The organism is Actinomyces sp. AC-20-1 (assembly GCF_023369555.1).
Lineage (GTDB): Bacteria > Actinomycetota > Actinomycetes > Actinomycetales > Actinomycetaceae > Actinomyces.
This window is the reverse complement of sequence record NZ_JACJVC010000005.1, coordinates 12,611-37,795: the sequence shown is the minus strand read 5'-3', so window position 1 is coordinate 37,795 and position 25,185 is coordinate 12,611. Positions and strand designations below refer to the sequence as shown.

General features: G+C 72.2%; 23 protein-coding genes and 1 tRNA gene. 11 read left to right on the top strand and 13 right to left on the bottom strand.

All coding sequences use genetic code 11. The features are described 5' to 3' along the window. Positions 1–41: 41 nt before the first annotated feature. Together H6X67_RS04460 and H6X67_RS04455 are read right to left on the bottom strand one after the other, a co-directional pair. Positions 42–740, bottom strand: a complete 699-nt coding sequence (locus H6X67_RS04460) for a response regulator (protein WP_249367796.1) — start codon at positions 738–740, stop codon at positions 42–44. Between the two features lie 50 nt (positions 741–790). Beyond that, the gene (locus H6X67_RS04455; RefSeq protein ID WP_249367797.1) at positions 791–1,951 is read right to left on the bottom strand and encodes a sensor histidine kinase; all 1,161 of its coding nucleotides are present in this window, start codon (positions 1,949–1,951) and stop codon (positions 791–793) included. A gap of 170 nt (positions 1,952–2,121) precedes the next feature. Between H6X67_RS04455 and phoU the strand changes: the two genes are divergently transcribed. Then, positions 2,122–2,805 (top strand): phosphate signaling complex protein PhoU, encoded by a 684-nt coding sequence (gene phoU, locus H6X67_RS04450; protein WP_249367798.1) that lies wholly within the window; start codon positions 2,122–2,124, stop codon positions 2,803–2,805. 98 nt (positions 2,806–2,903) lie between these two features. Here phoU and H6X67_RS04445 read toward each other — a convergent pair whose 3' ends face one another. The 3 genes from H6X67_RS04445 to H6X67_RS04435 form a co-directional block, all read right to left on the bottom strand. Next, positions 2,904–3,641, bottom strand: a complete 738-nt coding sequence (locus tag H6X67_RS04445; RefSeq protein ID WP_249367799.1) for a phosphoglyceromutase — start codon at positions 3,639–3,641, stop codon at positions 2,904–2,906. Positions 3,642–3,819: 178 nt separating this feature from the next. Continuing rightward, complete coding sequence (locus H6X67_RS04440; RefSeq protein ID WP_249367800.1) at positions 3,820–4,149, bottom strand: histone-like nucleoid-structuring protein Lsr2; 330 nt, start codon at positions 4,147–4,149, stop codon at positions 3,820–3,822. A gap of 240 nt (positions 4,150–4,389) precedes the next feature. Next, a tRNA-Thr gene (locus H6X67_RS04435) sits at positions 4,390–4,465 on the bottom strand. 117 nt (positions 4,466–4,582) lie between these two features. Between H6X67_RS04435 and H6X67_RS04430 the strand changes: the two genes are divergently transcribed. After that, complete coding sequence (locus H6X67_RS04430; protein WP_249367801.1) at positions 4,583–5,596, top strand: asparaginase; 1,014 nt, start codon at positions 4,583–4,585, stop codon at positions 5,594–5,596. Positions 5,597–5,635: 39 nt separating this feature from the next. Here the strand turns inward: H6X67_RS04430 and H6X67_RS04425 are convergent, their stop codons facing one another. Beyond that, positions 5,636–7,252 (bottom strand): alpha/beta hydrolase, encoded by a 1,617-nt coding sequence (locus tag H6X67_RS04425; protein ID WP_249367811.1) that lies wholly within the window; start codon positions 7,250–7,252, stop codon positions 5,636–5,638. Between the two features lie 126 nt (positions 7,253–7,378). On the opposite strand from H6X67_RS04425, the gene H6X67_RS04420 reads away from it, so the two are divergent. Further along, complete coding sequence (locus H6X67_RS04420) at positions 7,379–8,032, top strand: hypothetical protein (RefSeq protein WP_249367802.1); 654 nt, start codon at positions 7,379–7,381, stop codon at positions 8,030–8,032. Here H6X67_RS04420 and H6X67_RS04415 read toward each other — a convergent pair. From H6X67_RS04415 to tmk, 5 genes are all read right to left on the bottom strand, one after another. Continuing rightward, positions 7,980–9,017, bottom strand: coding sequence for a hypothetical protein (locus H6X67_RS04415; RefSeq protein WP_249367803.1), 1,038 nt, complete (start codon positions 9,015–9,017; stop codon positions 7,980–7,982). The two genes, H6X67_RS04420 and H6X67_RS04415, sit on opposite strands and share 53 nt — an antisense overlap. Positions 9,018–9,029: 12 nt before the next feature. Then, a complete protein-coding gene (locus tag H6X67_RS04410; protein WP_249367804.1) occupies positions 9,030–9,275 on the bottom strand; it encodes a hypothetical protein in 246 nt (81 codons plus the stop codon). 82 nt (positions 9,276–9,357) lie between these two features. Continuing rightward, positions 9,358–9,702, bottom strand: coding sequence for a hypothetical protein (locus H6X67_RS04405; protein ID WP_249367805.1), 345 nt, complete (start codon positions 9,700–9,702; stop codon positions 9,358–9,360). Between the two features lie 12 nt (positions 9,703–9,714). Beyond that, positions 9,715–10,932 (bottom strand): DNA polymerase III subunit delta', encoded by a 1,218-nt coding sequence (locus H6X67_RS04400; RefSeq protein ID WP_249367812.1) that lies wholly within the window; start codon positions 10,930–10,932, stop codon positions 9,715–9,717. A 15-nt stretch (positions 10,933–10,947) separates the two neighbouring features. Continuing rightward, positions 10,948–11,640 (bottom strand): dTMP kinase, encoded by a 693-nt coding sequence (gene tmk / locus H6X67_RS04395; RefSeq protein WP_249367806.1) that lies wholly within the window; start codon positions 11,638–11,640, stop codon positions 10,948–10,950. Positions 11,641–11,996: 356 nt separating this feature from the next. On the opposite strand from tmk, the gene H6X67_RS04390 reads away from it, so the two are divergent. From H6X67_RS04390 to H6X67_RS04360, 7 genes are all read left to right on the top strand, one after another. After that, a complete protein-coding gene (locus H6X67_RS04390; RefSeq protein ID WP_249367807.1) occupies positions 11,997–13,220 on the top strand; it encodes an arginine deiminase in 1,224 nt (407 codons plus the stop codon). Between the two features lie 49 nt (positions 13,221–13,269). Continuing rightward, a complete protein-coding gene (gene argF, locus H6X67_RS04385; RefSeq protein ID WP_249367808.1) occupies positions 13,270–14,280 on the top strand; it encodes an ornithine carbamoyltransferase in 1,011 nt (336 codons plus the stop codon). Between the two features lies 1 nt (position 14,281). Beyond that, positions 14,282–15,262 carry a carbamate kinase gene (arcC, locus tag H6X67_RS04380; RefSeq protein WP_249367809.1) on the top strand — a complete coding sequence of 327 codons (981 nt, stop codon included), beginning with the start codon at positions 14,282–14,284 and terminating at the stop codon, positions 15,260–15,262. 198 nt (positions 15,263–15,460) lie between these two features. Beyond that, positions 15,461–16,588 (top strand): serine/threonine protein kinase, encoded by a 1,128-nt coding sequence (locus tag H6X67_RS04375; RefSeq protein ID WP_249367810.1) that lies wholly within the window; start codon positions 15,461–15,463, stop codon positions 16,586–16,588. A 171-nt stretch (positions 16,589–16,759) separates the two neighbouring features. Then, a complete protein-coding gene (locus tag H6X67_RS04370; RefSeq protein ID WP_249368906.1) occupies positions 16,760–17,827 on the top strand; it encodes a DMT family transporter in 1,068 nt (355 codons plus the stop codon). After that, entirely contained in the window at positions 17,814–19,181 is a 1,368-nt protein-coding gene (locus H6X67_RS04365; RefSeq protein ID WP_249368907.1) for an MFS transporter, read from the top strand. Before H6X67_RS04370 ends, H6X67_RS04365 begins: the two co-directional genes overlap by 14 nt. A gap of 61 nt (positions 19,182–19,242) precedes the next feature. After that, complete coding sequence (locus H6X67_RS04360) at positions 19,243–19,953, top strand: TetR/AcrR family transcriptional regulator (RefSeq protein ID WP_249368908.1); 711 nt, start codon at positions 19,243–19,245, stop codon at positions 19,951–19,953. Positions 19,954–19,992: 39 nt separating this feature from the next. On the opposite strand, the gene topA is transcribed toward H6X67_RS04360, so the two are convergent. Continuing rightward, positions 19,993–22,773, bottom strand: coding sequence for a type I DNA topoisomerase (gene topA, locus H6X67_RS04355; RefSeq protein ID WP_249368909.1), 2,781 nt, complete (start codon positions 22,771–22,773; stop codon positions 19,993–19,995). A 129-nt stretch (positions 22,774–22,902) separates the two neighbouring features. Next, positions 22,903–24,213 (bottom strand): PAS domain-containing protein, encoded by a 1,311-nt coding sequence (locus H6X67_RS04350; RefSeq protein WP_249368910.1) that lies wholly within the window; start codon positions 24,211–24,213, stop codon positions 22,903–22,905. A gap of 224 nt (positions 24,214–24,437) precedes the next feature. Here H6X67_RS04350 and H6X67_RS04345 point away from each other — a divergent pair, with 224 nt between their 5' ends. Then, entirely contained in the window at positions 24,438–25,172 is a 735-nt protein-coding gene (locus H6X67_RS04345) for a response regulator transcription factor (RefSeq protein WP_249368911.1), read from the top strand. Positions 25,173–25,185: the final 13 nt, after the last annotated feature.

Sequence of the window (25,185 nt, the reverse complement as noted above, 5' to 3'; positions counted from 1 at the left end):
CCTGACCGGAGAGGTCAGGGGCCGACGTGAGAGCTCAGGCCTCAGCGGGGGTGGGCGACGAGCTTGTAGCCCAGGCCGCGCACCGTCATGAGCATGCGCGGCGCCCCGGGGTCGGGCTCGATCTTCGCCCGGATGCGCTTGACGTGGACGTCGAGGGTCTTGGTGTCCCCCACGTAGTCCGCACCCCACACCCGGTCGATGATCTGCCCGCGGGTGAGCACCCGGTCCGGGTTGCGCAGGAACAGCTCGAGCAGCTCGAACTCGCGCAGCGGCATCGCCACCGGCTCGCCCGCCACGCTCACCTCGTGGCGCTCGACGTCCATGCGCACGCGCCCGGCCTCCAGCACCAGGTCCGCCGGCTCCTCCTCGCGGCTGCGGCGCAGGACGGCGTGCACGCGGGCGATGAGCTCGCGGTAGGAGTAGGGCTTGGTCACGTAGTCGTCCGCGCCGATCTCCAGGCCGACGACGGTGTCCACCTCGGAGTCCTTCGCGGTGAGCATGATGACCGGCACCGAGGACACGCGCCGGATCCGGCGGCAGACCTCCGTGCCGCTCAGGCGCGGGAGCATGAGGTCGAGCAGCACGAGGTCGATGGCGACGGCGGGGCCCGCGGCCTCGAAGGCCTCGATGGCGGCCACACCGTCCTCGGCCTCCACGACGTCGAAACCGTCACGGCGCAGGCTGAAGGCCAGGGGCTCGCGGTAGCTCTCCTCGTCCTCGACGAGCAGGATCCGGGTCATGGTGGCTTCCTTCTTCTCGGTCTCTTCTCGGTGCCGCTCGTCGCGGCGGGTCAGCCGGCCTGCGCCCGCACCAGGGCGGGGACCAGGCGCGGCAGGACGAGGGTGAAGGTCGAGCCGCGGCCGGGGGCCGACCACAGCTCGATGGTGCCGCCGTGGTTGGCGGCGACGTGCTTGACGATGGCCAGGCCCAGGCCGGTGCCGCCGGTGGCGCGCGAGCGGGCCCGGTCGACGCGGTAGAAGCGCTCGAAGACGCGCCCCTGGTCCTCGGGCGCGATCCCGATGCCCTGGTCGACGACGGCGACGCGCACGAGCCCGGGGTCCGCGGGGTCGAGCGAGACGCCCACGCTCACGCGGGTGCGCGGCTCGGAGTAGCGCACGGCGTTGTCGAGCAGGTTGCGCACGGCGGTGACGATGAGGGAGGCGTCGCCGCGGACCATGAGGCCCGAGGTGCCGCCGGAGACGACGTCGATGGAGCGGGCCTCGGCCTCGACCCGGACCCGGTCGACGGACTCGGCGACGACGGCGTCGACGTCGACGTCCTCGGGGCTGACGAGGGCGTCACCGTCCTGGACGCGGGAGAGCTCGATGATGTCCTGCACGAGCACGCCCAGCCGGGTGGCCTCGGTGCGCATGCGGGCGGCGAAGCCGGCGACGAGCCCGGCGTCCTCGGCGCTGTCCTCGATCGTCTCGGCCAGCAGGGCGATGGCGCCGACGGGGGTCTTGAGCTCGTGGGAGATGTTGGCGACGAGGTCGCGGCGCATGTCCTCCAGGCGCTTGGCGGCGCTGCGGTCCTCGACGAGGACGAGCAGGCGCCCCTCGCCGATGGAGGCCACGCGCACGTGCAGGAAGAAGTGGCCCGACCCGGGCACCCGGCCGCGCGGGACGGTGATCTCCTGCTCGCGCGGCTCGCCGTCCTCGCGCACGCGCGCCACTATCTCGGCGACGTCGGGGACGCAGACGGCGTCGTCGCGCACGAGGTTGTAGGTGTAGGCGGAGGCGGAGGCCCGCAGGACCTCGTCGTCGTCATCGAGGACGACGACGGTCGAGCGCAGGGCGGCCAGGACGGGGATGACGGCGGTGTCGCTCAGCAGGCCGCCCATCGCGCCGGGGCGCTCACCAGGACGACCGGAGGCGCGGGCGGCGGCCCAGCCCAGCGCGGCGCCGGCGGCCAGGGCCACGACCGCGGTGATGATGAGCCAGGGGACGTCCACGCCCCTCAGGGTAGGCGGCGCCCGGGAGGGTGGCGAGCACGTCGGGGGCCGACGGCGAGGAGTTCACCGACTGTGTTCGGCCCCGTCGCCGGTTGTTCACCTTGGGCGCCCATGCTGGTGACGTCCGCGGGCCCCTGCCCGCGCGCCCCTCGACACCAGGAGACGTCACCGTGCGCGACATCTTCAACCAGGAGCTCAGGCAGCTCGGTTACGACCTCGAGTCCATGGCCGATCAGGTCGCCACCGCCATCGAGCGGGCCAGCGCGGCGCTGCGTGACGGCGACCTCATCGTGGCGGAGCAGGTGATCGACGCCGACGAGCGCATCAACGACCTGCAGCGGGACATCGACGACCTGTGCATCATGCTGCTGGTCCGTCAGCAGCCGGTCGCCTCCGACCTGCGTCACGTCATCTCGGCGCTGCGCATGGCTCAGACGCTCGAGCGCCAGGGCGACCTGGCCCGTCATGTGGCGGCCATCGCCCGCGGCCGCTACCCCGAGCCGCCGGTGCCGGAGCCCGTCATGGGCCACCTGCTGACCATGGCGGACCACGCGGTGCGCGCCGGGCGGGACGTGGCGCGCCTGGTCGCCTCCCAGGACCTCGACCTGGCCCGGCGCATCCAGGCCGACGACGCCGAGATGGACCGGCTGCACCGCGAGTGCTTCCAGATGGTCCTGGACCCGGCCCACGAGCTCAGCCGCCAGCAGGTGGTCGACGCCGTCCTCATGGGACGCTTCCTCGAGCGCTTCGGGGACCACTCGACATCGGTGGCCCGTCGCGTGACCTACCTCGTCTCGGGCCACCACCTGGGCGCGCACGACGGCCAGGCCGAGGAGGCCGGCGACCAGCGGTGACGGCACCCCGACCGGCGCCCACCGGCGCTGCCGGGCACTGACAACGGCCCCGCAGCGCCGGTGCGCTGCGGGGCCGTGGGGTCAGGCCGCCCGGAGGCTCACTTGCCCTGGTTGGCGACGGCCGCGATCTTGGCCTCGGCCTCGGGGTCGAGGTAGGTGCCGCCCTTCTTCAGGGGCTTGAGGGTCTCCTCGTCGAGCTCGTAGACGAGCGGGATGCCGGTGGGGATGTTGACGCCGGCGATGTCCTCGTCGGAGATGCCGTCGAGGTGCTTGACGATGGCGCGCAGCGAGTTGCCGTGGGCGGCGACCATGACGGTCTTGCCGGTGCGCAGCTCGGGGACGATGCGCTCCTCCCAGTAGGGCAGGAGTCGGGCGATGACGTCCTTGAGGCACTCGGAGGCCGGGACCGGCTCGCCGGCGTAGCGGGGGTCCTGGTCCTGGGAGAACTCGGAGCCCGCCTCGATGGCCGGCGGGGCGACGTCGAAGGAGCGGCGCCAGAGCATGAACTGGTCCTCGCCGTACTCGTCGCGGATCTCCTTCTTGTTCTTGCCCTGGAGGGCGCCGTAGTGGCGCTCGTTGAGACGCCAGTGACGCTCGACGGGGATCCAGTGGCGGTCCGCCGAGTCGAGGGCGAGGTTGGCCGTCATGATGGCGCGGCGCAGCATCGAGGTGAACAGGATGTCGGGCAGGACGTCCGCCTCCTTGAGGAGCTCACCACCGCGGGCGGCCTCGGCGCGGCCCTTCTCCGACAGCGGGACGTCGACCCAGCCGGTGAAGAGGTTCTTTGCGTTCCATTCGCTCTCGCCGTGGCGGAGCAGCACAAGGGTGTAAGCCATGGGGCCATCTTGCCAGGCCGGCAGGGGGTACGACCAGGCCGGAGGGCCCGTCACGGGCGGGGGCGGGCCCCTGAGGACCTTGAGGGCACCGGAGCCCCTGGGGGCGCGGGGGACTCGGAGCACAGTCGCGGCCGCTCCCTGGCGGGGACGGCCGCGACGCGGGTGGCGCAGCAGGGCCTCAGGCGTTGGCCTTCTCGTAGGCGGCGCGGATGTCGGAGGAGATCCGGCCGCGGGTGGAGACCTCCATGCCCTGCTCGCGGGCCCACTCGCGGATGCGCTGGGTCTCGCCGGAGGCTGCGGCGGCGCGGCGGCGGGTGCCGGGGCTGCGGCGCCCGGCGGTGCGGCGCGCCTTGGAGGCCCACTCCTCGATGGACTCGCGCAGGGCGGCGGCGTGCTCGTCGTTGAGGTCGATCTCGTAGCTGACGCCGTCGAGCGCGAAGGTGATGGTCTGGGTGGCCTCGGAGCCGTCGACGTCGTCTACGAGAATGACCTGGGTCTTCTGGGCCATAAGTGCTCTCCTTGATGGACTTCCCGGCCCTTCCACAAGAATGCGCGGGGACCGATGTCAAGAAAACAATAAACGCGATCTGCATTCCAGGCAACATTATCGGGCGGGAAACTCGATTCCATTCTCCGATTCACCGACGACGCCGGCCCGGAGAGCCCGGATAAATCCTCGCCGAGCGGCAACGGCGCTTATGGGACGGGGAACGGCAAAGGCCCCGGACCATCCGGTCCGGGGCCTTGCTGGAGCCACCTGTGGGAATCGAACCCACGACCTATTCATTACGAGTGAATCGCTCTGCCGACTGAGCTAAGGTGGCGCGCTGGGCAGCGCAGCACACGCTACCGGCAGCGCCGCGCGGGGCGCAAACGCCGCCGCGCCCACCACCGCGTGGTCCTGGACACAGGTGCCCGGGCGGAACCCCTACCCTGGGCCCATGCGCCTGCACGTGACCTACACCGGCGGCACCATCGGCATGGTCGGCTCCCCCCAGGGCCTCGTCCCCGGTGCGGACCTCGAGGGCTGGCTCACCCGCCTGCTCGAGGGCCCCGAGGGCGCGGACCTCGCCGACGGCCTCACCTTCTCCTCACTCGCCCCCCTCATCGACTCCTCCAACGCCACACCGGAGTCCTGGCAGCAGGTCGTGGACGACCTGCGCGCCCACGCCGTCGGGCCGCGGGCCGCCGACGGCCTCGTCGTCCTGCACGGCACGGACACGATGGCCTACACCAGCGCGGCCCTGTCCTACGCCCTCACCGGCCTGGGACGGCCCGTCGTCGTCACCGGCTCGCAGCTGCCCGCGCTCAGCCCCGGCTCCGACGCCGCCGCCAACGTCACCGGCGCCCTGCGGGCCGCCCGCCACCCGCGCGCCGCGGGCGTGAGCCTCTTCTTCGGCCACCGCCTGCTCGCCGGGAACCGGGCGACCAAGACGAGCGCCTGGTCCTTCGAGGGCTTCGACTCGCCCTCCCACCCGCCGCTGGCCCGCGCCGGTGCCCCGTGGCAGTGGTCCGCCACCCCCGGGACGGGTGAGGGATGGCCGCGGCCACGGCCCTACCGCCGTCACGACGTCGCCGTCGTCGACCTCGTGCCCGGCCTCACGACCGCCCGGCTGGAGGCCATGCTCACGCCCCTGCCTGAGGCCGTCATCCTGCGGGCCTTCGGCGTCGGCAACGTGCCCAGCGGTGAGCCCGGGCTCACCGGCCTCATCGCCTCGGTCACCGCGGCGGGCACGGCCGTCGTCGTCGCCTCCCAGTGCCACGAGGCCCGCGTGCGCCTCGGACGCTACGAGACGGGCGACGCGATGGCCCGGGCGGGGGCGGTCGGCAGCGCGGACATGACCCTGGAGGCCGTCTACGCCAAGGTGCAGTTCCTCCTGAGCCAGGGGCTGCGCGGCGCCGGGCTGGCCGGCTGGGTGGGCCGCTCGATCGCCGGGGAGCTCACCCGGGACTGAGGCTCCGGCGCCTCTCAGCCCCGGGCGCTCAGCGTCCCGTCACTCCTGGCCGGCGCAGGTCAGGCCGTCCTCGGGCAGCTGTCCCGTCAGCAGGTAGGTGTCGACGGCGCTGCCCACGCAGTCGCCGGCGCGCCCGTAGGCGGTGTGCCCGTTGCCCTCCCAGGTGAGCAGCGCCGCGGAGTCGAGCTGCTCGCTCAGGGAGACCGACCACTGGTAGGGGGTGGCGGGGTCGCCCGTCGTGCCGACGACGAGGATCGGGGCGGCGCCCGTGGCGCGGATCGCCGTGCGCTCACGGTCGGAGGCGTGCCCCCACCCCTGGCAGTACAGGTCCGAGTAGCCCATCACGTCGCCGAAGGTCGGGGACAGCTCCTCGGCCTTGTCGGCCTCGGCCGCCCAGGAGGCCGGGTCTCCCTGGACCGGGTAGTCGAGGCAGTTGATCGCCGTGATGGCCTCGTCGCCGTTGCCGGAGTAGGAGCCGTCGTCGTTGCGCGAGGCGAGCAGGTCCGCGATGTAGAGCATGGTGGAGCCGTCGTCCTGGAGCATCGCCTGGTTCAGGGCCTCGGCGAGCACCGACCAGGACTCGTCGGCGTAGAGGACGCCGATGATGGCGTCGAGGGCGAGGGAGCGGGTGAGCGGGCGCTTGGGGTCGTAGGTCTCGATGGGGCTCGTGGCCACGAGGTCGAGGAAGTCCTGGACCTGGCGCACACCGGAGTCGACGTCGCCGGTCAGCGGGCAGGAGCTGCCGGACTGGCAGTCCTTGACGAAGGCCCGCAGGGCGTTCTCGAAGCCCTCGGCCTGGCCCAGGCTCAGCTCGCCGGCGCTCAGCATCGGGTCGACGGCGCCGTCGAGCACGAGGCGGCCGACGTTGGCGGGGAAGAGGTCCGCGTAGGTGGCGCCCAGGTAGGTGCCGTAGGAGTAGCCCAGGTAGGTGAGCACCGGGTCCCCGGCCAGGGCGCGCAGGATGTCGAGGTCGCGGGCGGCGGAGACGGTGTCGATGTGGTCGAGCAGGCCCTTGACCTCGGTGTGGGCCTCGCAGGCGGCGGCGTCCTCCTTCGCGGAGGCCAGGACGGCGGCCTGGGTGTCCTCCTCGCTCTCCTCGGCGGCGAGCTCCTCGGCGGTGTAGACCCGGCCGGAGCGCTGCTCGTCGAGCTCGGCGTCGCTCACGCAGTCCACGGCCGTGGAGGAGCCGACGCCGCGCGGGTCGAAGCCGATGACGTCGTAGACCTTGAGGACGTCCTCACCGATGAGGCCGTCGGCGGAGCCCACGAGCTCGACGCCGGAGCCGCCGGGGCCGCCCGGGTTGACGAAGAGCGTGCCCTGGGCGTCGCCGTCGGCCTCGCGCTTCTTGAGCGCGAGGGTGATCCTCTGGCCGTCCGGGTCCTCGTAGTCGAGCGGGACCTCGGCGGTGGCGCACAGGAGCTCGCCCTTGGCGTACTCGGCGATCGTGGAGCCGTCGCCGCAGGGGTACCAGTCGAGCTCCTGGGAGTAGAAGGACTCCAGGCCCTGTGGGACGGCGGCGGTCGAGCCGGGCGCGGGGGTGGCGTTCCTGACGGGAACCGTCTGTCCGCCGCAGGCGGCGGCGCCCAGGGCGAGAGCGGTGGCCGCGAGGGCCGCGAGCGCGCGCTGGGAGCGGGTGTGTCGGGGGGTGCGGGTCATGGGGGTCACGAGCGGCAGCCTACGGGCGCCCGCCTGCGGGCCGCACTCCTCCTCAAGGGGGAGCGCTCCCCGGCCCGGGAGCCTGCGCCGCTGCGGGCCGGAGGGAGGGCCTGGCAGGATGCCGCCATGACCTCCCTCGCAGACCACGTCCGTGTGGGCCTCGAGCCCCTGGCCTTCACCCACAGACTCAGCACCAGGATCAGCGCGCTGGTCCTCGGTCTCCTCCTCGCCCCCGGGATGGTCTGGCTCAGCACGCAGCTCATCCTCCATCCGGACGCCCGGACCGGCACGTCGCGTCGCGCCCGGCTCATTGAGGGCCACGGCCTGCTCACCCAGGCCTGGGGCGTGTTCTGCATCGGGCTGGCGATCTGGATGGTCTACAACCTCATCTCCACCTTCCGCTCGCGCGTCGTCCTCACGCGCGAGGGCATCCGCGTCACCACGGCCACCGGGACGAGGCTCCTGCCGTGGCCGCCGTCGCGCTCCGCCATCGCCGTCATGAGCAAGAAGGAGGGCTCCTACGCCAGCGCGGTGTGGGTCATCGCCGCCGACGGCTCGGCCTCCCTCGTGCCCGGCACCCTGCGCACCGTGGGGGCTCCGAGGCGGGCGCTGGCCCGCGAGCACCTGAGGCGGTCGCTGGTGGACGCGGACACGATCTGGGCGTGGGCCCTGTCACGGGGGCTGGTGCGTGAGAGCGGGCAGTACGTCGACACCACCAACCGGGAGGTCAAGCAGTACCGTCTGAGCCCCCGGCAGGAGCAGGCCCTGCGCGAGGGCTGAGGCGCGCGCGCTCGACGTCGAGGTGGGCCCGGGAGAGCCGGCGCCGCGCCTCCCAAGTCCGGTCGGCGCAGGGCCGGTAGGCGCCGTCATCCCGGGCGAGGCCGTGCGACACGCCCCACGCCCAGATGCGCTCGGAGGTCTCCCAGGCGCGCAGCGCCCCGCCCGCTCCCCTGCCGCCGCCCGTCCCCGGCAGCATGAGGGGGCGTCCGTCGGGCAGGAGCAGGACGCAGGTGCCGGTGCTGCCCGAGCGCCCGCTCGTCGCCACGTGGACGTAGAGGTCGGAGCGCGAGCGGGGCCAGGGGGCGTCTACCCGCCCGAGGCGGCCGAGGCGGCGGACGTGGAAGCCCTCGGCGTCGATCGTCGTCGTGCCGGAGGCGAGGACGAGGACGAGCGCGGTGAGGGGCCCGAAGAACAGGAGCGCGACGCCGGCACCGACAGCCTCCGCCGCGCTGCCCGGGCTCAGGAGGGTGGCGATGACGGCGGTCAGGATGAGCCCGAGCACGGTCAGGAGGACGGTGAGGGCGCCGCGGGCGCTGTCCCAGGCGCGCAGGTGCAGGGCCTGGGCCTGGTGCAGCGCCGGGTCCAGCGGGGAGCCGACGGCGCCCGGCCCGGCGGTGCTCAGCCCCAGGTGGTCCGACGGCGCGAGCGCGGTCCCAGCGGTGGCTGTCCCGGCGGCGCGGGGCGCCTCGGCGGCACCCCGGGGCTCCTCGGCCGGGTTGACGTAGCCGCGGCTCACGCCCCACTGCCACAGGTCGGTGGCCTCCTGGACGGCGTCCGGGTCCTCGAGGACCGTCACCGTCGGCCGGGCGAGGGCGTGGATCGTCACCGCCCGGGAGCCGTCCGCGGGACGGTACTGGACGGCCATGGTCCTCGTGCGGCGGAGCCCGAGGACGGGGACGGTGACGAGCTCGCCGCGGCTGGCCGGCCACGGCAGGTCCCGTCGGGTGAGGATGCCGCGCACGTGCAGCCCGGAGGCGTCCGCCACGAGGCGCGGCCGTTAGGCGACGACCCCGGGCACGGCGAGCAGGAGGATGAGCAGCACTGTGGGCAGCACCAGGCCGGGCCCGACAGAGCCAGCCGGGTGGCGGCCGGTGACGGCCCCCGCCAGCAGCGGGACCAGGCCCGCGAGGGCCGTGCCCGCCAGGGCGATGAAGGGCACGGCCATGACGCGCTCGATGAGGGGACGGCGCCGGACGTAGACCTCGGGGCCAGACCGGGCCCGGTGGGCGGAGGGGGTGCTCACGGGGCGATCCTCGCAGGGGCGCGCCGCCCGCACGATGGGGAGCGCGCACCCGGCGCCACCGCCACCGTCGGCGCTATCGGTGCTACGCGCGCCGGCCCTGCGCGTAGGCGGCCCGGAGCTCGTGCTCCCGGCCCGGGGACAGGCGGTTGCGCTCGAGGAGCCTGCTCGTGCTCCTCACGTACTGGCCCGACTCGCGCACGAGCCCGCGGACCTCGGCCCAGGCCCACAGGGTGTCCGCGACCCGGAGGGTCTCGGTGGCGGCCCTGGTCTCCTTGCGCATGGAGCCGGTGAGGCCCTGGGCGGGCAGGAGGACGGGCCTGCCGTCCGAGGCGATGAGGTAGAGGTTGCTGGCGGCCACGCCCTTGGACACCGTGACCTCGATGAGCAGGGCCGAGCGCGACGACGGGGAGTACTGCCCGGCCCACACCTGCCGCCCGGCTCAGGCCTGGGGGCGCAGCTGGACCATGAGGGCCTCGACGGCCAGCAGCGCGGAGGCGTTCGTGCGCAGGCGGGCGCGGCACTCCTCGATGGCGGCGATGCGGGCGAGGGACTGCTCCGGCCCGGTGGTGCGGGCGACCTGGTCCACGGCCTCGGCGAGGTCGATGTTGACGCGCTCGACGTCGGAGCCCAGCTGGGTGGCCAGGACGTCGCGGTAGAAGGACAGCAGGTCGGTCATGGCGCGGTCGAGCACGTCCGTGCGGGCGCGCTTGGCGCGGCGCTTCTGGTCCTCCTCGAGCTGGCGGACCTGGGCACGCAGGGCGGGCGGCACCTTGGTGTCCCCCTCCATGCCCAGGGCCCGCAGGAGCTCGGCCCGCTCGCGCGCGTCGCGCTCGGTGGTGGCCTCCTTGGCCTCGGTCTCCGCGTTCTCGACGAGCTCGGCGGCGGCCAGGACGGCGTCGCCGACGCTGCGCAGGGAGACGGGGGCGAGCAGGAGCCGGCGGCGGCGCTCCCAGGCGCCCGGGTCCACGGCGAGGTGGCGGGCAAGGCCGATGTGGGACTGGCTGGCGCGGGCCGCGCGCTCGGCGAGCCCCGGGTCGGCGCCGTCGCGGCGCACGAGCAGCTCCGCGACGGCCTGCGGCGGCGGCACGCGCAGGGTGACGAGGCGGCAGCGCGAGCGGATGGTCGGCAGGACGTCGTCGGCGCTGGGGGTGCACAGGACCCAGACGGTCTGCGGCGGCGGCTCCTCGATGGACTTGAGCAGGACGTTGGTGGTGCGCTCGGCCATGCGGTCGGCGTCCTCGACGAGGATGACGCGCCAGCGCCCGGTCCAGGGGCGGCGCTGGGCCTCGCCGATGAGGTCCTTGACCTCCTCCATCGTGATGATGAGCCGCTCGGTGGACAGCCGCACGACGTCGGGGTGGGTGCCGCTCATGACGTCGCGGCAGGGCTTGCACTCGCCGCAGCCGGGCACGGCGCCGGTGCACTGCAGGGCGGCGGCGAAGGCGCGGGCGGCGTTGGAGCGGCCGGAGCCGGGCGGGCCGGTGACGAGCCAGGCGTGGGTCATGGCCGCGGTGCCGGCGGAGCCCGTGGCGTCGGTGGCGCCTGCGGTGTCCGCACGCCCCTCTCGCTGCTCGGCCAGGGCGCGGGCGGAGCGCGCCGCGGCCTCGAGGTCCGCGACGACCTTGTCCTGGCCGACGACGTCGTCCCACACGCTCATGCTCACGCGCCCAGGCTAGCGGCAGCCGGTGACGGCTTGAGAGGCCCCAGCGCCCCCGGTGGCGCCGCGGCTCCTGAGCAGGGCGAGGACGGCGGCCCGGACGTCGTCGGCGACCGGCTCGACCGGCCGGTCGGCGTCGATGACGGTGAAGCGCTCGGGCTCGGCCTCCGCCAGGGCGAGGAACTGCTCGCGCAGGGCGGCGCGGAAGGAGCCGGGCTCGCGCTCGAGGCGGTCCTTGCCCCCTCTGCCGGCGGTGCGCCGCTCCGCCAGGCCGGGGTCGGCGTCGAGCAGGACGGTGAGGTCCGGCAGCAGGCCCTCGGTGGCCCACAGGGACAGGTCGCGGACCTCCTCGGGCCCGAGCGCGCGGGCGGCGCCCTGGTAGGCGACGGAGGAGTCGAGGTAGCGGTCGGTGAGGACGACGGCGCCGCGCTCCAGGGCGGGTCGGACCCGCGTCGCGACGTGGTGGGCGCGGTCGGCGGCGTACAGCAGGGCCTCGGCGCGGGGGGCGACGTGGCCGCCGTGCAGGAGCAGCCGGCGGATCTCGGAGCCGAGCCCGGTGCCTCCGGGCTCTCGGGTGACAAGGACCTCGTGGCCGTCGCGCTCGAGCGAGCGGGCCAGGTGCTCGATCTGGGTGGTCTTGCCGACGCCGTCGCCGCCCTCGAAGGAGATGAGCAGGCCGGGGCGGGTGGCGCGGGAGGGGTCGGTCACGGCCTCAGCGTAGCGGCGGGGCGCGCAGCGGCGCCCGTCCCGGCGACGCACCGTGCCGGTGGGCGCCTCACCCTCCACAGCATTGCTGTTTCCTACAACTCTCAGGTGCTCCCCGCCCCATCGGCGTCGCTTCTGAGATGAGGAGGGGCTGCCCATATCCCCGATATGACCGGACTTTGACGACGCCACGTCTCACGATGCGTTCTCTATTTGGCACAAATGTACCGAATCCGCTTCGACGCCCCTTGTGACTTACGCAATGTCTAGTACGCTTGTACCACTCAGGAAGCGGGCGCCAGCCCCACACCCCACGACTGCACAGCGCGACACCGCACCACGTGCTGGAGACGAGAACGATGAAGTTTTCCGTTGACTCAGAGATCGGTGAGCTCGAGACCGTCATCCTCCACCGCCCCGGCAAGGAGATGAACCGGCTCACCCCGGACAACAAGGACGAGCTGCTCTTCGACGACGTCCTGTGGCTCGAGAGGGCCCAGCAGGAGCACGACCAGTTCGCCGCCGTCCTCAAGCAGAGAGGCGTCAACGTCCTCTACCTCAAGGACCTGCTGACGGACACCGTCAAGATCCCGCAGGCGCGCCAGTACCTCCTCGAGGGCGCCCTCACCCCCCACCACACCGGCCACACCGCCGCCCCCACCGTCCGGCGCTGGGCCGAGGAGGCCGAGGCCGACGTCCTCGCCGAGGTCCTCATCGCCGGCATCACCAAGGCCGAGCTGCTCGAGCAGCTGCCCGGCGTCAGCTCCATGGTCATGTCCTCCATCGACGACGAGGACCTCCTGCTCAACCCCCTGCCCAACCACCTCTTCACCCGCGACTCCTCCAGCTGGATCTACGGAGGCGTCTCGGTCAACACGATGCGCCGCACCGCACGACGGCGCGAGACCCTCAACTACCGCGCCATCTACCGCTGGCACCCGCTGTTCGCCGAGGCCGACTTCCCCCTGTGGAACGACGGCACCCTCGGGCGCGAGATGAGCATCGAGGGCGGCGACATCCAGATCATCGGCAACGGCGCCGTCATGATCGGCATCTCCGAGCGCACCTGCCCCCAGGGCGTCGAGCACCTCACCGCCAGCCTCTTCGAGGGCGGCGTCCGCGAGGTCATCGCCGTGAGGATGCACAAGTCGCGCGCCCAGATGCACCTCGACACCGTCATGACGATGGTCGACCGCGGTACCTTCACCAAGTACGCCGGCGTCGGCATGCTGCCCACCGTGACTCTGCGCCCCGGCGACGCCCCCGGGCAGATCCTCGTCACCGAGAACGCGCCCGAGCGCATGCACGACGTCATCGCCGAGGCCCTGGGCCTGGACGAGATCCGCGTGCTCACCACCCCGCAGGACTCGCGCTCCGCGGCCCGCGAGCAGTGGGACGACGGCGCCAACTCCCTCGCCATCGCCCCCGGCACCATCATCACCTACGAGCGCAACATCAACACCAACCGCTTCCTCACCAGCCAGGGCATCGAGGTCCTCACCATCCCCGGCTCCGAGCTCGGCCGCGGCCGCGGCGGCCCGCACTGCATGAGCTGCCCGATCCTGCGCAAGCCCCTCGACTGACCCCCGGCCCCCGCCACCACCCACGTCACAGATGTCAAAGGAGATACCTATGACCTACCCCCTGTCCGGCCGCTCCTTCCTCAAGGAGATCGACTTCACCGCCGGAGAGTGGAGCATCCTGCTCAACCTCGCTGCCCAGCTCAAGGCCGACAAGAAGGCCGGCCGCGAGGTCAGGCGCCTGGAGGGCAAGAACATCGCCCTGCTGTTCGAGAAGACCTCCACGCGCACCCGCTGCTCCTTCGAGGTCGGCGCCCACGACCAGGGCGCCCACGTCACCTACCTCGACCCCTCCGGCTCCCAGATGGGCCACAAGGAGTCCGTCGCCGACACCGCCCGCGTCCTGGGCCGCATGTTCGACGGCATCGAGTACCGCGGTGACGAGCAGGCCAAGGTCGAGCAGCTCGCGGCCCTGTCCGGCGTGCCCGTGTGGAACGGCCTCACCGACGACTGGCACCCCACCCAGGCCCTGGCGGACCAGCTCACCATGCTCGAGCACGCCGGCAAGCCCCTCAAGGAGATCTCCTTCGCCTACCTGGGGGACTCGCGCAACAACGTCGCCAACTCCCTGCTCGTCTCCGGTGCCCTCATGGGCATGGACGTGCGCCTCGTCGGCCCCGCCGAGCTCGCCCCCGCCCCCGAGGTCGTCGCCCACGCCGAGCGCCTGGCCGCCGAGACCGGTGCCCGCATCACGATCACCAGCGACGTCGACGAGGGCGTGTCCGGCGTCGACTTCCTCTACACCGACGTGTGGGTCTCCATGGGCGAGCCCAAGGAGGTGTGGGACGAGCGCATCGCCCTCCTGCACCCCTACCAGGTCAACGCCGAGCTCGTCGCCCGCACCGGCAACGACGACGTCAAGTTCCTCCACTGCCTGCCCGCCTTCCACGACCGCAACACGACCGTCGGCGAGGACATCTACGCCAAGACCGGCCTCGACGGCCTGGAGGTCACCGACGACGTCTTCGAGACCGAGCGCAACGTCTCCTTCGACCAGGCCGAGAACCGCATGCACACCATCAAGGCCGTCATGGTCGCCACCCTCGGGACCTGGGAGGACTGACGTGCGCATCGTCGTCGCCCTGGGAGGCAACGCCCTCATGCGGCGCGGGGAGAAGCCCGACGCCCGCTCCCAGATCAGGAACGTCGAGCTCGCCGCCCGCCAGCTCGCCAAGCTCGCCGAGAAGCACGAGCTCATCATCACCCACGGCAACGGGCCCCAGGTGGGCACCCTCGCCCTGGAGTCCGCCAACGACGAGAGGCTGAGCGAGCCCTACCCCTTCGACACCCTCGGTGCCGAGACCCAGGGCATGATCGGCTACTGGCTCCTGCAGGCCATGCAGAACGCGCTGCCCGGACGCCACGTCGTCTCCCTCATCAGCCAGACCCTCGTCCTGTCCGGCGACCCGGCCTTCTCCAACCCGACCAAGTTCGTCGGCGAGGTCTACGACGAGGCCACCGCCAAGGCCCTCGCCGCGGAGAAGGGCTGGACCGTCAAGCCCGACGGCCCCTACTGGCGCCGCGTCGTCGGCTCCCCCAAGCCCCAGCGCGTCATCGAGACCCGCATGGCCCGCATCATGCTCCAGGCCGGCGCCGTCGTCGTGTGCGCCGGAGGCGGGGGCGTGCCCGTCATCCGCAACGCCAAGGGCAAGCTTGAGGGCATCGAGGCCGTCATCGACAAGGACCTCACCGCCGCCGTCCTCGCCGAGGACCTGGAGGCCGACGCCCTGCTCATCCTCACCGACGTCGACGGCGTGTGCACCGGCTTCGGCACCCCCGAGCAGAAGACCGTCTCCCGCGCCACCCCCGCCTCCCTGCGGGCGATGGACCTGCCGGCGGGCTCCATGGGACCCAAGGTCGAGGCCGTCTGCCGCTTCGTCGAGCTCACCGGGGACATGGCCGCCATCGGCCGCCTGGAGGACGCGCTGGAGATCATCGAGGGCCGTGCCGGCACGGTCGTCACCGCGGGCGGCAACTACGGCGGCCCGGACGACATCCGCCCCGAGGTGCCCGAGCCGCACGACGCCCGCCTGCGCAGGGGCTGAGCCCCGCCCACCGGCTGGTCGGTGGGGCCGGCGCGCCTTCCGGCGGCCCCACTGACCTATCCACCCACCACCCCGTACCACCGCTGACCCCAGGAGCCGCCCGACCACACACCAGCCCCGTCCGGGCACCTACCACCCGTCGGCCACCGGCCGGCACCGAACCACCACGAACACACCATCACAAAGGAGTGAGAGAACATGACGAAGATCGTCAACTCGTGGAACGACTTCGACCCGCTCAAGCACGTCATCGTCGGCCGCGCGGAGAACTCGGTCATCCCGCCCGAGGAGCCCGCCACCTCGGAGAAGGTGCCCGTCGACTCCGAGATGCGCGGCATGTGGGGCCCCCGCCCCCAGGAGACCGTGGAGAAGGCCGCCGCCCAGCTCGACTTCCTCGCCAAGACCCTCGAGGAGCACGGCGTCAAGGTCGACCGCCCCACGCCCCTGCAGTGGAACCAGCACATCCAGACGCCGGACTTCCGCAACGACTCGATGATGACCTGCATGCCGCCCCGCGACATCCTGCTCACCATCGGCAACGAGATCATGGCCTCGGCCAACTCCTTCCGCTGCCGCTACTTCGAGTACCTCGCCTACTGGCCGCTCATGAAGCAGTACTTCGACGAGGACCCCGAGTTCAAGTGGACCCAGGCCCCGCGCCCGCGCCTGACCGACAAGTCCTACAAGCACAACTACTACGACGAGAAGATCTCCCTGGAGGAGCGCCTGGAGCGCACCGCCAACAAGGACTTCGTCACCACTGAGGTGGAGCCCATGTGGGACGCCGCCGACGTGCTGCGCCTGGGCAAGGACCTGTTCATCCAGCACGGCCTGACCACCAACCGCACGGCCATGGAGTGGTTCAAGCGCTACTACCCGGACCTGCGCGTCCACGCCGTCAACTTCCCGGGCGACCCCTACCCGATCCACATCGACGCGACCTTCGTGCCGCTGCGCCCGGGCCTCATCATCAACAACCCGCAGCGCCGCCTGCCTGAGGAGCAGCGCAAGATCTTCGAGGCCAACGACTGGCAGATCGTCGACGCCGCCCAGCCGGCTCACACGACCCCGCCGCCGCTGTGCTACTCCTCGGTCTGGCTGTCGATGAACTGCCTGGTCCTGGACCACAAGACGGTCATCTGCGAGGCCTCCGAGGTCCACCAGATGGAGCAGATGGACAAGCTGGGCATGAACGTCATCCCGGTGCCCTTCCGCGACGCCTACCCCTTCGGCGGTGCCCTGCACTGCGCCACCGCGGACGTCTACCGCGAGGGCGGCTGCGAGGACTACTTCCCGAACCAGGTCGAGGACCCGACGCGGGTCTGAGACCCACCCGCCGGGGCCCGGGGCGCCGCTGGTCCAGCAGCGGCGCCCCGGGCCCCGGCCCCCATCCCGAGCCCCCGCTCACCACCCGCCCCGGTCCCCCTGTCCCGAACCCACCGCCACCACCCCGTACCCTTTCGACCCCTGAGCCCGCCCACCGCCTGAGGAACCCCCATGAAGACATCCCCTGCCGCGACAACGACGTCCGGCGAGTACGTGATGAACAAGAAGCTCGGCGCCATCGCCATGATCCTGTCCGCCACGGGAATGGGCCTGGTCGGCACCCTCTCGCGGGGCACCACCGCCGACCTCGCCGACGCCGACAAGTCCGTCATCGGCTCCTTCCTCGCCTTCGGGCGCATGAGCCTGGGCCTCATCGGCTTCACGCTCATGCTCCTCGCGCTGAGGAAGACCTCCCTGTTCCGCTCCACCCGGCTCAGCCCCGCGATCGTCATGGGAGGGGTGAGCATCGGCCTGTCCCTGGGCTTCTACATCTCCTCGACCCTCATGACCTCGATCGCCAACGCGGTCTTCCTCATCTACACCGGGCCGCTGTTCTGCACGATCCTGGCGCGCATCTTCCGCAAGGAGAAGGTGAGCCTGCTCAACGGCGTCTTCCTGCTGCTCGTCTTCGTCGGCATGCTCATGACCATCCAGATCATCGACTTCGACGGCGGCCGCCTCCACTTCGGCCTCGACCTGTCCACCTCCTCCGCCGAGTACCCCCAGAAGCCCCTGGGCGACCTCTTCGGCCTCCTGTCCGGGGTCTTCTACGGCATGGCCCTGTTCTTCAACGGCTACCGCAAGGACGTCGACTCCATCGTGCGCGGGACCTGGAACTTCCTCTGGGCGGCCGTGGCGACCCTGTGCATGTCCCTGGTCCTGCGCCCCTGGCACGGCGTGTCCACCTTCTCCCCGACGAACTGGGCGTGGGCCTTCGGGCTGTTCTTCTTCAGCGGCCTGTTCGCCCTCGGCTTCCTCGTCGTCGCCGGGCGCAACCTCCCCGCCGTCGAGATGTCGACCATCTCCTACTGGGAGTGCGTCGTCGCCATCATCTGCGGGTTCCTCGTCTTCCACGAGACCATGACCCCCACCGGCGCCGTGGGCGGCCTGCTCATCATCGGCGGCGGCTTCGCACCCATCGTCGTCGACGCCCTCTCGCGCAACGGTGCCCGGCGCGGCGACGCCGCCGAGGTCGCTGAGCCCGCTGAGCACGAGGGAGTCCCCCATGTCGAGCGCTGACTCCGCCACCACCGCGGCCAGCGGGACGGGAGACCACGGCCACGCCGTGCGCCGCGCCGCCAAGGCCTCCTTCATCGGCAACTTCATCGAGTGGTTCGACTACGCCTCCTACGGCTACCTCGCCTCCGTCATCGGCCTGGTCTTCTTCCCCGAGTCCTCCCCGACCGGCCGGCTGCTGTACGCCTTCGCCGTCTTCGCCACCTCCTTCATCCTGCGTCCCGTCGGCGCCGTCGTGTGGGGCATCCTCGGGGACCGGCTCGGGCGGCGCTGGGCGCTGTCCTGGTCCATACTCATCATGTCGGGGGCGACCTTCGTCGTCGGGATCCTGCCCGGTTACAACCAGATCGGCCTGTGGGCGGCCGTCGCGCTCGTCGCCATGCGCATGTGCCAGGGCTTCTCCGCCTCCGGCGAGTACGCGGGCGCCGGGACCTTCCTGGCAGAGTACGCCCCGCCCTCCAAGCGCGGCATCTACGTCTCCCTCGTGCCCGCCTCCACCGCCTGCGGCCTGCTCATGGGCTCCCTGTTCGTCTCCGGCCTGTACGCCTTCCTCGACGACACCTCCATGGTCACGTGGGGCTGGCGTGTGCCCTTCCTGCTCGCCGGCCCCCTGGGCCTCGTCGGCCGCTACATCCGCGTCCACCTCGAGGACTCCCCCGCCTACCAGGCGCTCGTGGCGAAGGCGGCCAGCAGCCAGACCCAGCAGGCACCCTCACGCTCACGCTGGGCCGAGCCCCTGCGCCTGCTGCTCACCTCCCACCGCCGGGCGCTCCTGGCCTGCTTCGGCGTCAGCTGCCTCAACGCGGTCGCCTTCTACATGCTGCTGAGCTACATGCCCAACTACGTCGAGCACGAGCTGGGGCACTCCGAGACGGCGGCCACCCTGGCGACCTCCGTCACCCTCGTCGTCTACATCGCCTTCATCTTCCTCATGGGGCACGTCTCCGACGTCGTCGGACGGCGCAAGGTGCTCGTCCTGGCCTGTGTCGCCTTCGTCGTCGCCTCGATCCCTCTGTTCCACCTCATGTCGGTGGGCTCCCTGTGGGTGGTGGTGCTGTGCGAGATCCTCTTCGCCCTCATCCTCACCACCAACGACGGGACCCTGGCCTCCTTCCTCGCGGAGAGCTTCCCGACCTCGGTGCGCTACTCGGGCTTCGCCCTGTCCTTCAACCTGGCCAACACCCTGCTGGGCGGCACCTGCCCCTTCGTCGCGACCTGGCTCATCCTCGTCTCGGGTTCGCAGGCCGCCCCCGCCTACTACCTCACAGCCGTGGCGGGCCTGGCCCTGGTGTCCCTCCTGGTCTCCCACTGGGCCCCGCCACTGGACCTGTCCGTCGTCAAGCGCTCCACGCGCTGACCGGTCCGCCCAGGTACCGGACCACCGGCCCAGAACCCGCCGCCGCACCTAAAATCCTGCCATGGACACTTCCCCACCCGTCCGTCCCGCAGCCGCCACGGTGAAGGGTGAGGTGCGCAGGCAGGCCATCATCGAGGCCGCCGCCGCCCTCATCCGGGAGTCCGGTCCCACCGCCATCAGCCACCGCGCCGTCGCCCAGCGCGCCGGCTGCTCCCTGTCCGCCACCACCTACTACTTCAACGGGCTGGACGACCTGCTCTACCACGCCGGCCAGCTCAACATCAGCCAGTGGGCCGAGCGCGCCGAGCGCACCGCCCAGAAGGTCGAGGCCCTCGAGTCCCTGCCCGAGCTCGAAGGGCGCATCGAGCTCCTGCTGGAGGCGACGCTGCCCGCCGAGGGGCCCTACCTGGGCCACTACATGCAGCTGATCTCCGCCAACACCTCCCAGCCCGTCGGGCGCGCCTACCGCGAGGGGCGGAGCCGCCTCAACGCGGCCGTCGCCCGGGTGCTCGACCGGCTGGAGGTGCCCGCCACCCCGGAGATGATCATCGCGATCGTCGACGGCGCCGCCGTCACGGCCCTGAGCGAGATGCGCGACGTGCGGCAGACGGCCGCCTCCCTGCTCAAGCGCCTGAGCCGTCAGCTGACGGCGCTCTCCTGCTCGGAGGACGCGGAGCGCAGGATGCTGGACGTCGTCCAGGAGATCCGCCGTGCCGTCCCACTGCCGGCCTCGCAGCGCTCCTGCGAGGACACTGGCGCGGGGGGCACCTGAGCGGGGCCGGTCTGGGCGGGCCCGCCCAGACCCTCGTCCTCAGGCCTTCCTCGCGGAGCGGGAGGCCGTCCTCCCGGCGGCCGGCTTCTTCGCCGTCGTCCTGCGCGTCGTGCGCTTCTTGACGGGCCCCTTGGCGCGCTTCTCCGCCAGCAGCTCGTAGGCGCGCTCGGGGGTCACGGTCGCCGGGTCGTCGTCACGGCGCAGGGTCACGTTCGTCTCGCCGTCGGTGAAGTACGGGCCGAAGCGCCCGTCCTTGATGACCACGGGCCGCCCGGAGACCGGGTCCGTGCCCAGCTCGCGCAGCGGGCCGCGTGCCGCGGCCTGGCCGCGGCGGCGCTTGGGCTGGGCGAAGAGCTCGTTGGCCTGCTCGAGCGTGACCGTGAACAGCTGCTCCTCCGTCTCCAGGGAGCGCGAGTCCGTGCCCTTCTTGAGGTAGGGGCCGTAGCGGCCGTTCTGCGCGGTGATGTCCACGCCCTCGGCGTCCTGGCCGACGACGCGCGGCAGGCTCAGCAGGTCGAGGGCCTGCTCGAGGGTCACCGTCGCCAGGCTCATGCTCTTGAACAGGGAGGCCGTGCGCGGCTTGGCGGCCTTCCGCGCGGCCCGCTTGCGGGGCTTGGCGTCCCCGGCATCGGCTCCGTCCTCGGCCTCCTCGGGAAGGACCTCGGTGACGTAGGGGCCGTAGCGGCCGTCCTTGGCGATGATCGTGTGCCCGGTGGCGGGGTCGGTGCCGAGCTCGCGGCCGTCGTCGGCGGCCCGCTCGAACAGCTCGCGGGCCCTGTCCACGGTGAGCTCGTCCGGGGCGATGTCGGAGGGCACGTTGGCGCGCGCGCCCTCCGCGTCCTCCAGGTAGGGCCCGTAGCGGCCCACGCGCAGGGTCACGCCCTGGCCGATGTCGATGGAGTTGACGGCCCGGGCGTCGATCTCGCCGAGGTTGTCGAGCATCTGTCTCAGGCTGCGCTCCCCCGTCGGCCCGGCCTCGCCGTCGGCCCCCTCCTGGGCGCGGGCGCCGTTGTAGAAGCGGTCCAGCCAGGAGACCCGCTCCTCCTCACCGGCGGCGATGCGGTCCAGGTCGCGCTCCATGGAGGCGGTGAAGTCGTAGTCGACGAGCTCGGCGAAGTTCTCCTCGAGCAGGCGCGTGACCGCGAAGGCCAGCCAGGTGGGCACGAGGGCCTGACCCCGGTGGTCGACGTAGCCGCGGTCCGCGATGACGCTCATCGTCGCCGCGTAGGTCGAGGGGCGCCCGATCTCGCGCTCCTCCAGGGCCTTGACCAGTGAGGCCTCCGTGTAGCGGGGCGGGGGCGTCGTCTCGTGGCCGGCGGCCTCGGCGCCCAGCGCGCGCAGCGGGTCCCCTGCCCTCATGGCGGGCAGGCGCACGTCCTTGTCCGAGCCGGACTCGTAGCGGTCCGCGTCGCGCCCCTCCTCGTAGGCGGCGAGGAACCCCCGGAAGGTGATGACCGTGCCCGAGGCGGTCAGGCCCGCGGTGCGGAAGGTCAGGCCCGCGTCGCGCGCCCCGCCGTCGGCGCCCGTCAGCGGCACCTGCACGCGCACGGTGGCGGTGGAGCCGACGGCGTCGGCCATCTGGGAGGCGACCGTCCTCTTCCAGATGAGCTCGTAGAGGCGGAACTGGGAGCCGGAGAGCTCGTCCGCGACCTGGGCGGGGGTGCGGAAGTGGTCCCCGGCGGGGCGGATCGCCTCGTGGGCCTCCTGGGCGCCCTTGGTCCGGGTGGCGTACAGGCGCGGCTTGGCGGGCACGTACTCGGGGCCGTAGAGCTCGGCGACCTGGGCGCGGGCGGCGCTGACCGCCTGGCTGGACAGGACCGTCGAGTCGGTGCGCATGTAGGTGATGAAGCCGTTCTCGTACAGGCCCTGGGCCACGCGCATCGTCTCGCGCGGGTTCATGCGCAGCTTGCGCGAGGCCTCCTGCTGGAGGGTGGAGGTGGTGAAGGGGGCCGCCGGGCGGCGCTTGTAGGGCTTCTCCTCGACCTCGGCGACCTGCGGGGCCGAGCGCAGCACGGCGTCGGCCACGGCGCGGGCCCCGCCCTCGTGCAGGTGGACCGTGCCCGCCTTGACGGCGGCGGGGCGCAGCTGGCCGGAGTCGTTGAAGTCGCGGCCGGTGGCGACGCGGCGCCCGTCGAGGGTGGCGAGGCGGGCCGTGAAGGACTGGGCTTCCTCCCCCACGCCGCCGCCGGCGGCCAGCTCGGCCTCGACACCCCAGTAGCCGGCGGCCGTGAAGGCCATGCGCTCGCGCTCGCGCTCGACGACGAGGCGGGTGGCGACGGACTGCACGCGCCCGGCGGACAGGCCCGCGCGCACCTTGCGCCACAGGACCGGGGAGACCTCGTAGCCGACGAGGCGGTCGAGGATGCGGCGCGTCTCCTGGGCGTCCACGCGGTCGGTGTCGAGCTCGCGGGTGTTCTCCAGGGCGCGGCCCACCGCCTCCCGGGTGATCTCCGTGAAGGTCATGCGCTTGACGGGGACCTTGGGCTTGAGGACCTCGAGCAGGTGCCAGGCGATGGCCTCGCCCTCGCGGTCGTCGTCCGTGGCGAGGTAGAGCTCGTCGGCCTCCTTGAGGGCCTTGCGCAGCTGGGTGACCGTCTTCCTCTTGTCGGGGTTGATGACGTAATAGGGCTTGAAGCCGTCCTCGACGTCGACGGCGAACTTGCCGTAGGGGCCCTTCTTCTCCTCGGCGGGCAGCTCCGAGGGCTGGGCGAGGTCGCGGATGTGCCCGACGGAGGCCTCGACGTCGAAGTCGGAGCCCAGGTACCCCGCGATGGAGCGGACCTTGTTCGGCGACTCGACGATGACGAGCTTCTTGGACACGTGGAACCTTCTTCGCTGAGGTGGGGCGACGACGGGGACCCCGGCGTGCGCACGCCGACAGGGCGTCGCCTCGCGGGCGAGCGTAACGCATCCCCTGGACCGGGCCGCCTCCCGGCCGCCGCAGGGGGCTCAGAGCTGGCCGACCGCCTGGCGCAGCACCGCCAGCCGCTGGTTGACGGCGTCCTCGTGGTAGGGCAGGTGGAGCCCGCGGCACTCGGCGGCCAGGGCCGCCAGGTCCTTGACCTCCGGGGTCCCGTGCTCGACGAGGTCGGCGGCCTCCGCGGTCACCGTGCTGCGACCGCCGCGGCGGTCGACCCACCTGCTCAGGCGCCGGACCATGCGGTCCAGCAGCGGGGTGACCTGGCGGATCTCGCCGTCGAGCGCGACCACGCCCTCCTCCACCTCACGGCACACCGGGCCCAGCCGGGCGAAGCCGGACTCCAGCGCCTCGCACAGGGCGGCGATGGAGTCGGCCGGGGACTCCTCGCTGCCGTCGAGCACGGAGCGGGCGAAGCGCCCCACCATGAGGGTGTGCAGGCGGATGAGGGCGACGGAGTAGCGCAGCTCCAGGACGGCGGTGCGCAGCGCGTCCATGCCCTCGGGCAGGCTGCGCAGGCGGGGCGCGACCGTCTGCGACAGCTCGATGACCTGTGAGGCCAGGGCGTCGGCGCGGTCGGCGATGTTGAGACGGCGGCCTCCGACGACGCGGCCGAAGGCGTCGGCGCGGTCGGCGACGTCGAGCAGGCCGCTGCGCGTGCCCGACATCGAGGTCAGCAGCCGCAGGTACTCCTCCAGCTCGAAGACGAGGAGGTTGGTCTCGCGCTCGAGGTGCCCGGCGGCCTCGAGGATGCGGGTGACGGGCCCGTCCACGCCCATGGGCCCGGGCACGCGCACACCCGCGGACACGAGGGCGGAGACCTCCCGGGGCAGCTGCTGGAGCGTCATGGCGTACAGCGAGTCGAAGCCCAGGCCGTTGAGCTCGGCGGTCAGCGCGGCGGCGCCGACCTCTCCGACCCGGCGGCGCGAGGCGCCCTGGGCGGCCTCCGCGCGCTCCTTGGCGCGCACGGTGCGGTAGACGGTGCTCACCGTCTCGAGGGTGGTGGTGTCCAGGGGCTTGGTCCGCACGGACAGGTAGCCGTTGCTCACGGGCACGATCGTGGCGAAGACGCAGTAGTCCAGCCCGTCGGCGGCCCGGTTGCGCACGTAGGCGCAGGCCGGGCGGCCGGCCTCGAGGTCGTCCCACATGAGGCGGAAGACGCCTGCGGGCATGTCGAGGTGGCGGATGATGTTGTGCGGTGCGCCGATGAGGCGGTCGCGGTGGTAGCGCGACAGGGTGTCGAAGGTGCGGTTCGACCTCGTGATGACGCCGCGCCTGTCGGTCGTCGAGAAGAAGATGTCCTCGGGGTCGAAGAAGCGCTCGTAGCCGACCTGTGTCTCCACGCTCAGTCCAGTCTCTGTGAGTCGTTCAGGTACGTGCCAAAGACTGCCTGAGATCGGCGCGTCGCGCACGCCGAACGGGGCGGCGATGGCGTAATGGCGCGCAGATGACCCAGGCTCCTGAGAGCCCGCCCGCGCCCCGTCACCGGCGCGACTTCACCAAAACACTGGAACGACGCAGAAAGAGTCCACAGGCTGCGCACAGCCACCTCATCTTGAATGAGACCATGACTACTCCCACCGAGACCCTCACCCGCCCCGACGGGTCGCCCGTGCGCGTCCTCGTCGTCGACGACGAGCAGATGCTGGCAGACCTCCTCGCCTCCGCCCTGCGCTACGAGGGCTGGGAGGTCACCACCGCCGGCACCGGCGTGGCCGCCGTGCGCGCCGCCCAGGAGATCCAGCCCGACGTCGTCGTCCTCGACATCATGCTGCCCGACTTCGACGGTCTGGAGGTCATGCGCCGCATCCACGGACACCAGCCGACCGTCCCCGTCCTCTTCCTCACCGCGAGGGACGCCGTCGAGGACCGCGTCGCGGGACTCACCGCCGGCGGCGACGACTACGTCACCAAGCCCTTCAGCCTCGAGGAGGTCGTCGCCCGTCTGCGCGCCCTCCTGCGGCGCTCGGGGGCCTCGGCGCAGGAGCAGGACAACGTCCTCGAGGTGGGCGACCTGCGCATGGACGAGGACTCCCACGAGGTGTGGCGGGCCGGCGACGAGATCCGCCTGACGGCCACGGAGTTCGAGCTGCTGCGCTACCTCATGCGCAACCCGCGACGGGTCCTGTCCAAGGCGCAGATCCTCGACCGCGTGTGGAACTACGACTTCGGCGGGCAGGCCAACATCGTCGAGCTGTACATCTCCTACCTGCGCCGCAAGATCGACAAGGGCCGCGCCCCCATGATCCACACGATGCGCGGCGTCGGCTACGTCCTCAAGCCTGCCGACAGTGCGCGCTGAGCCCGCCCGGCGC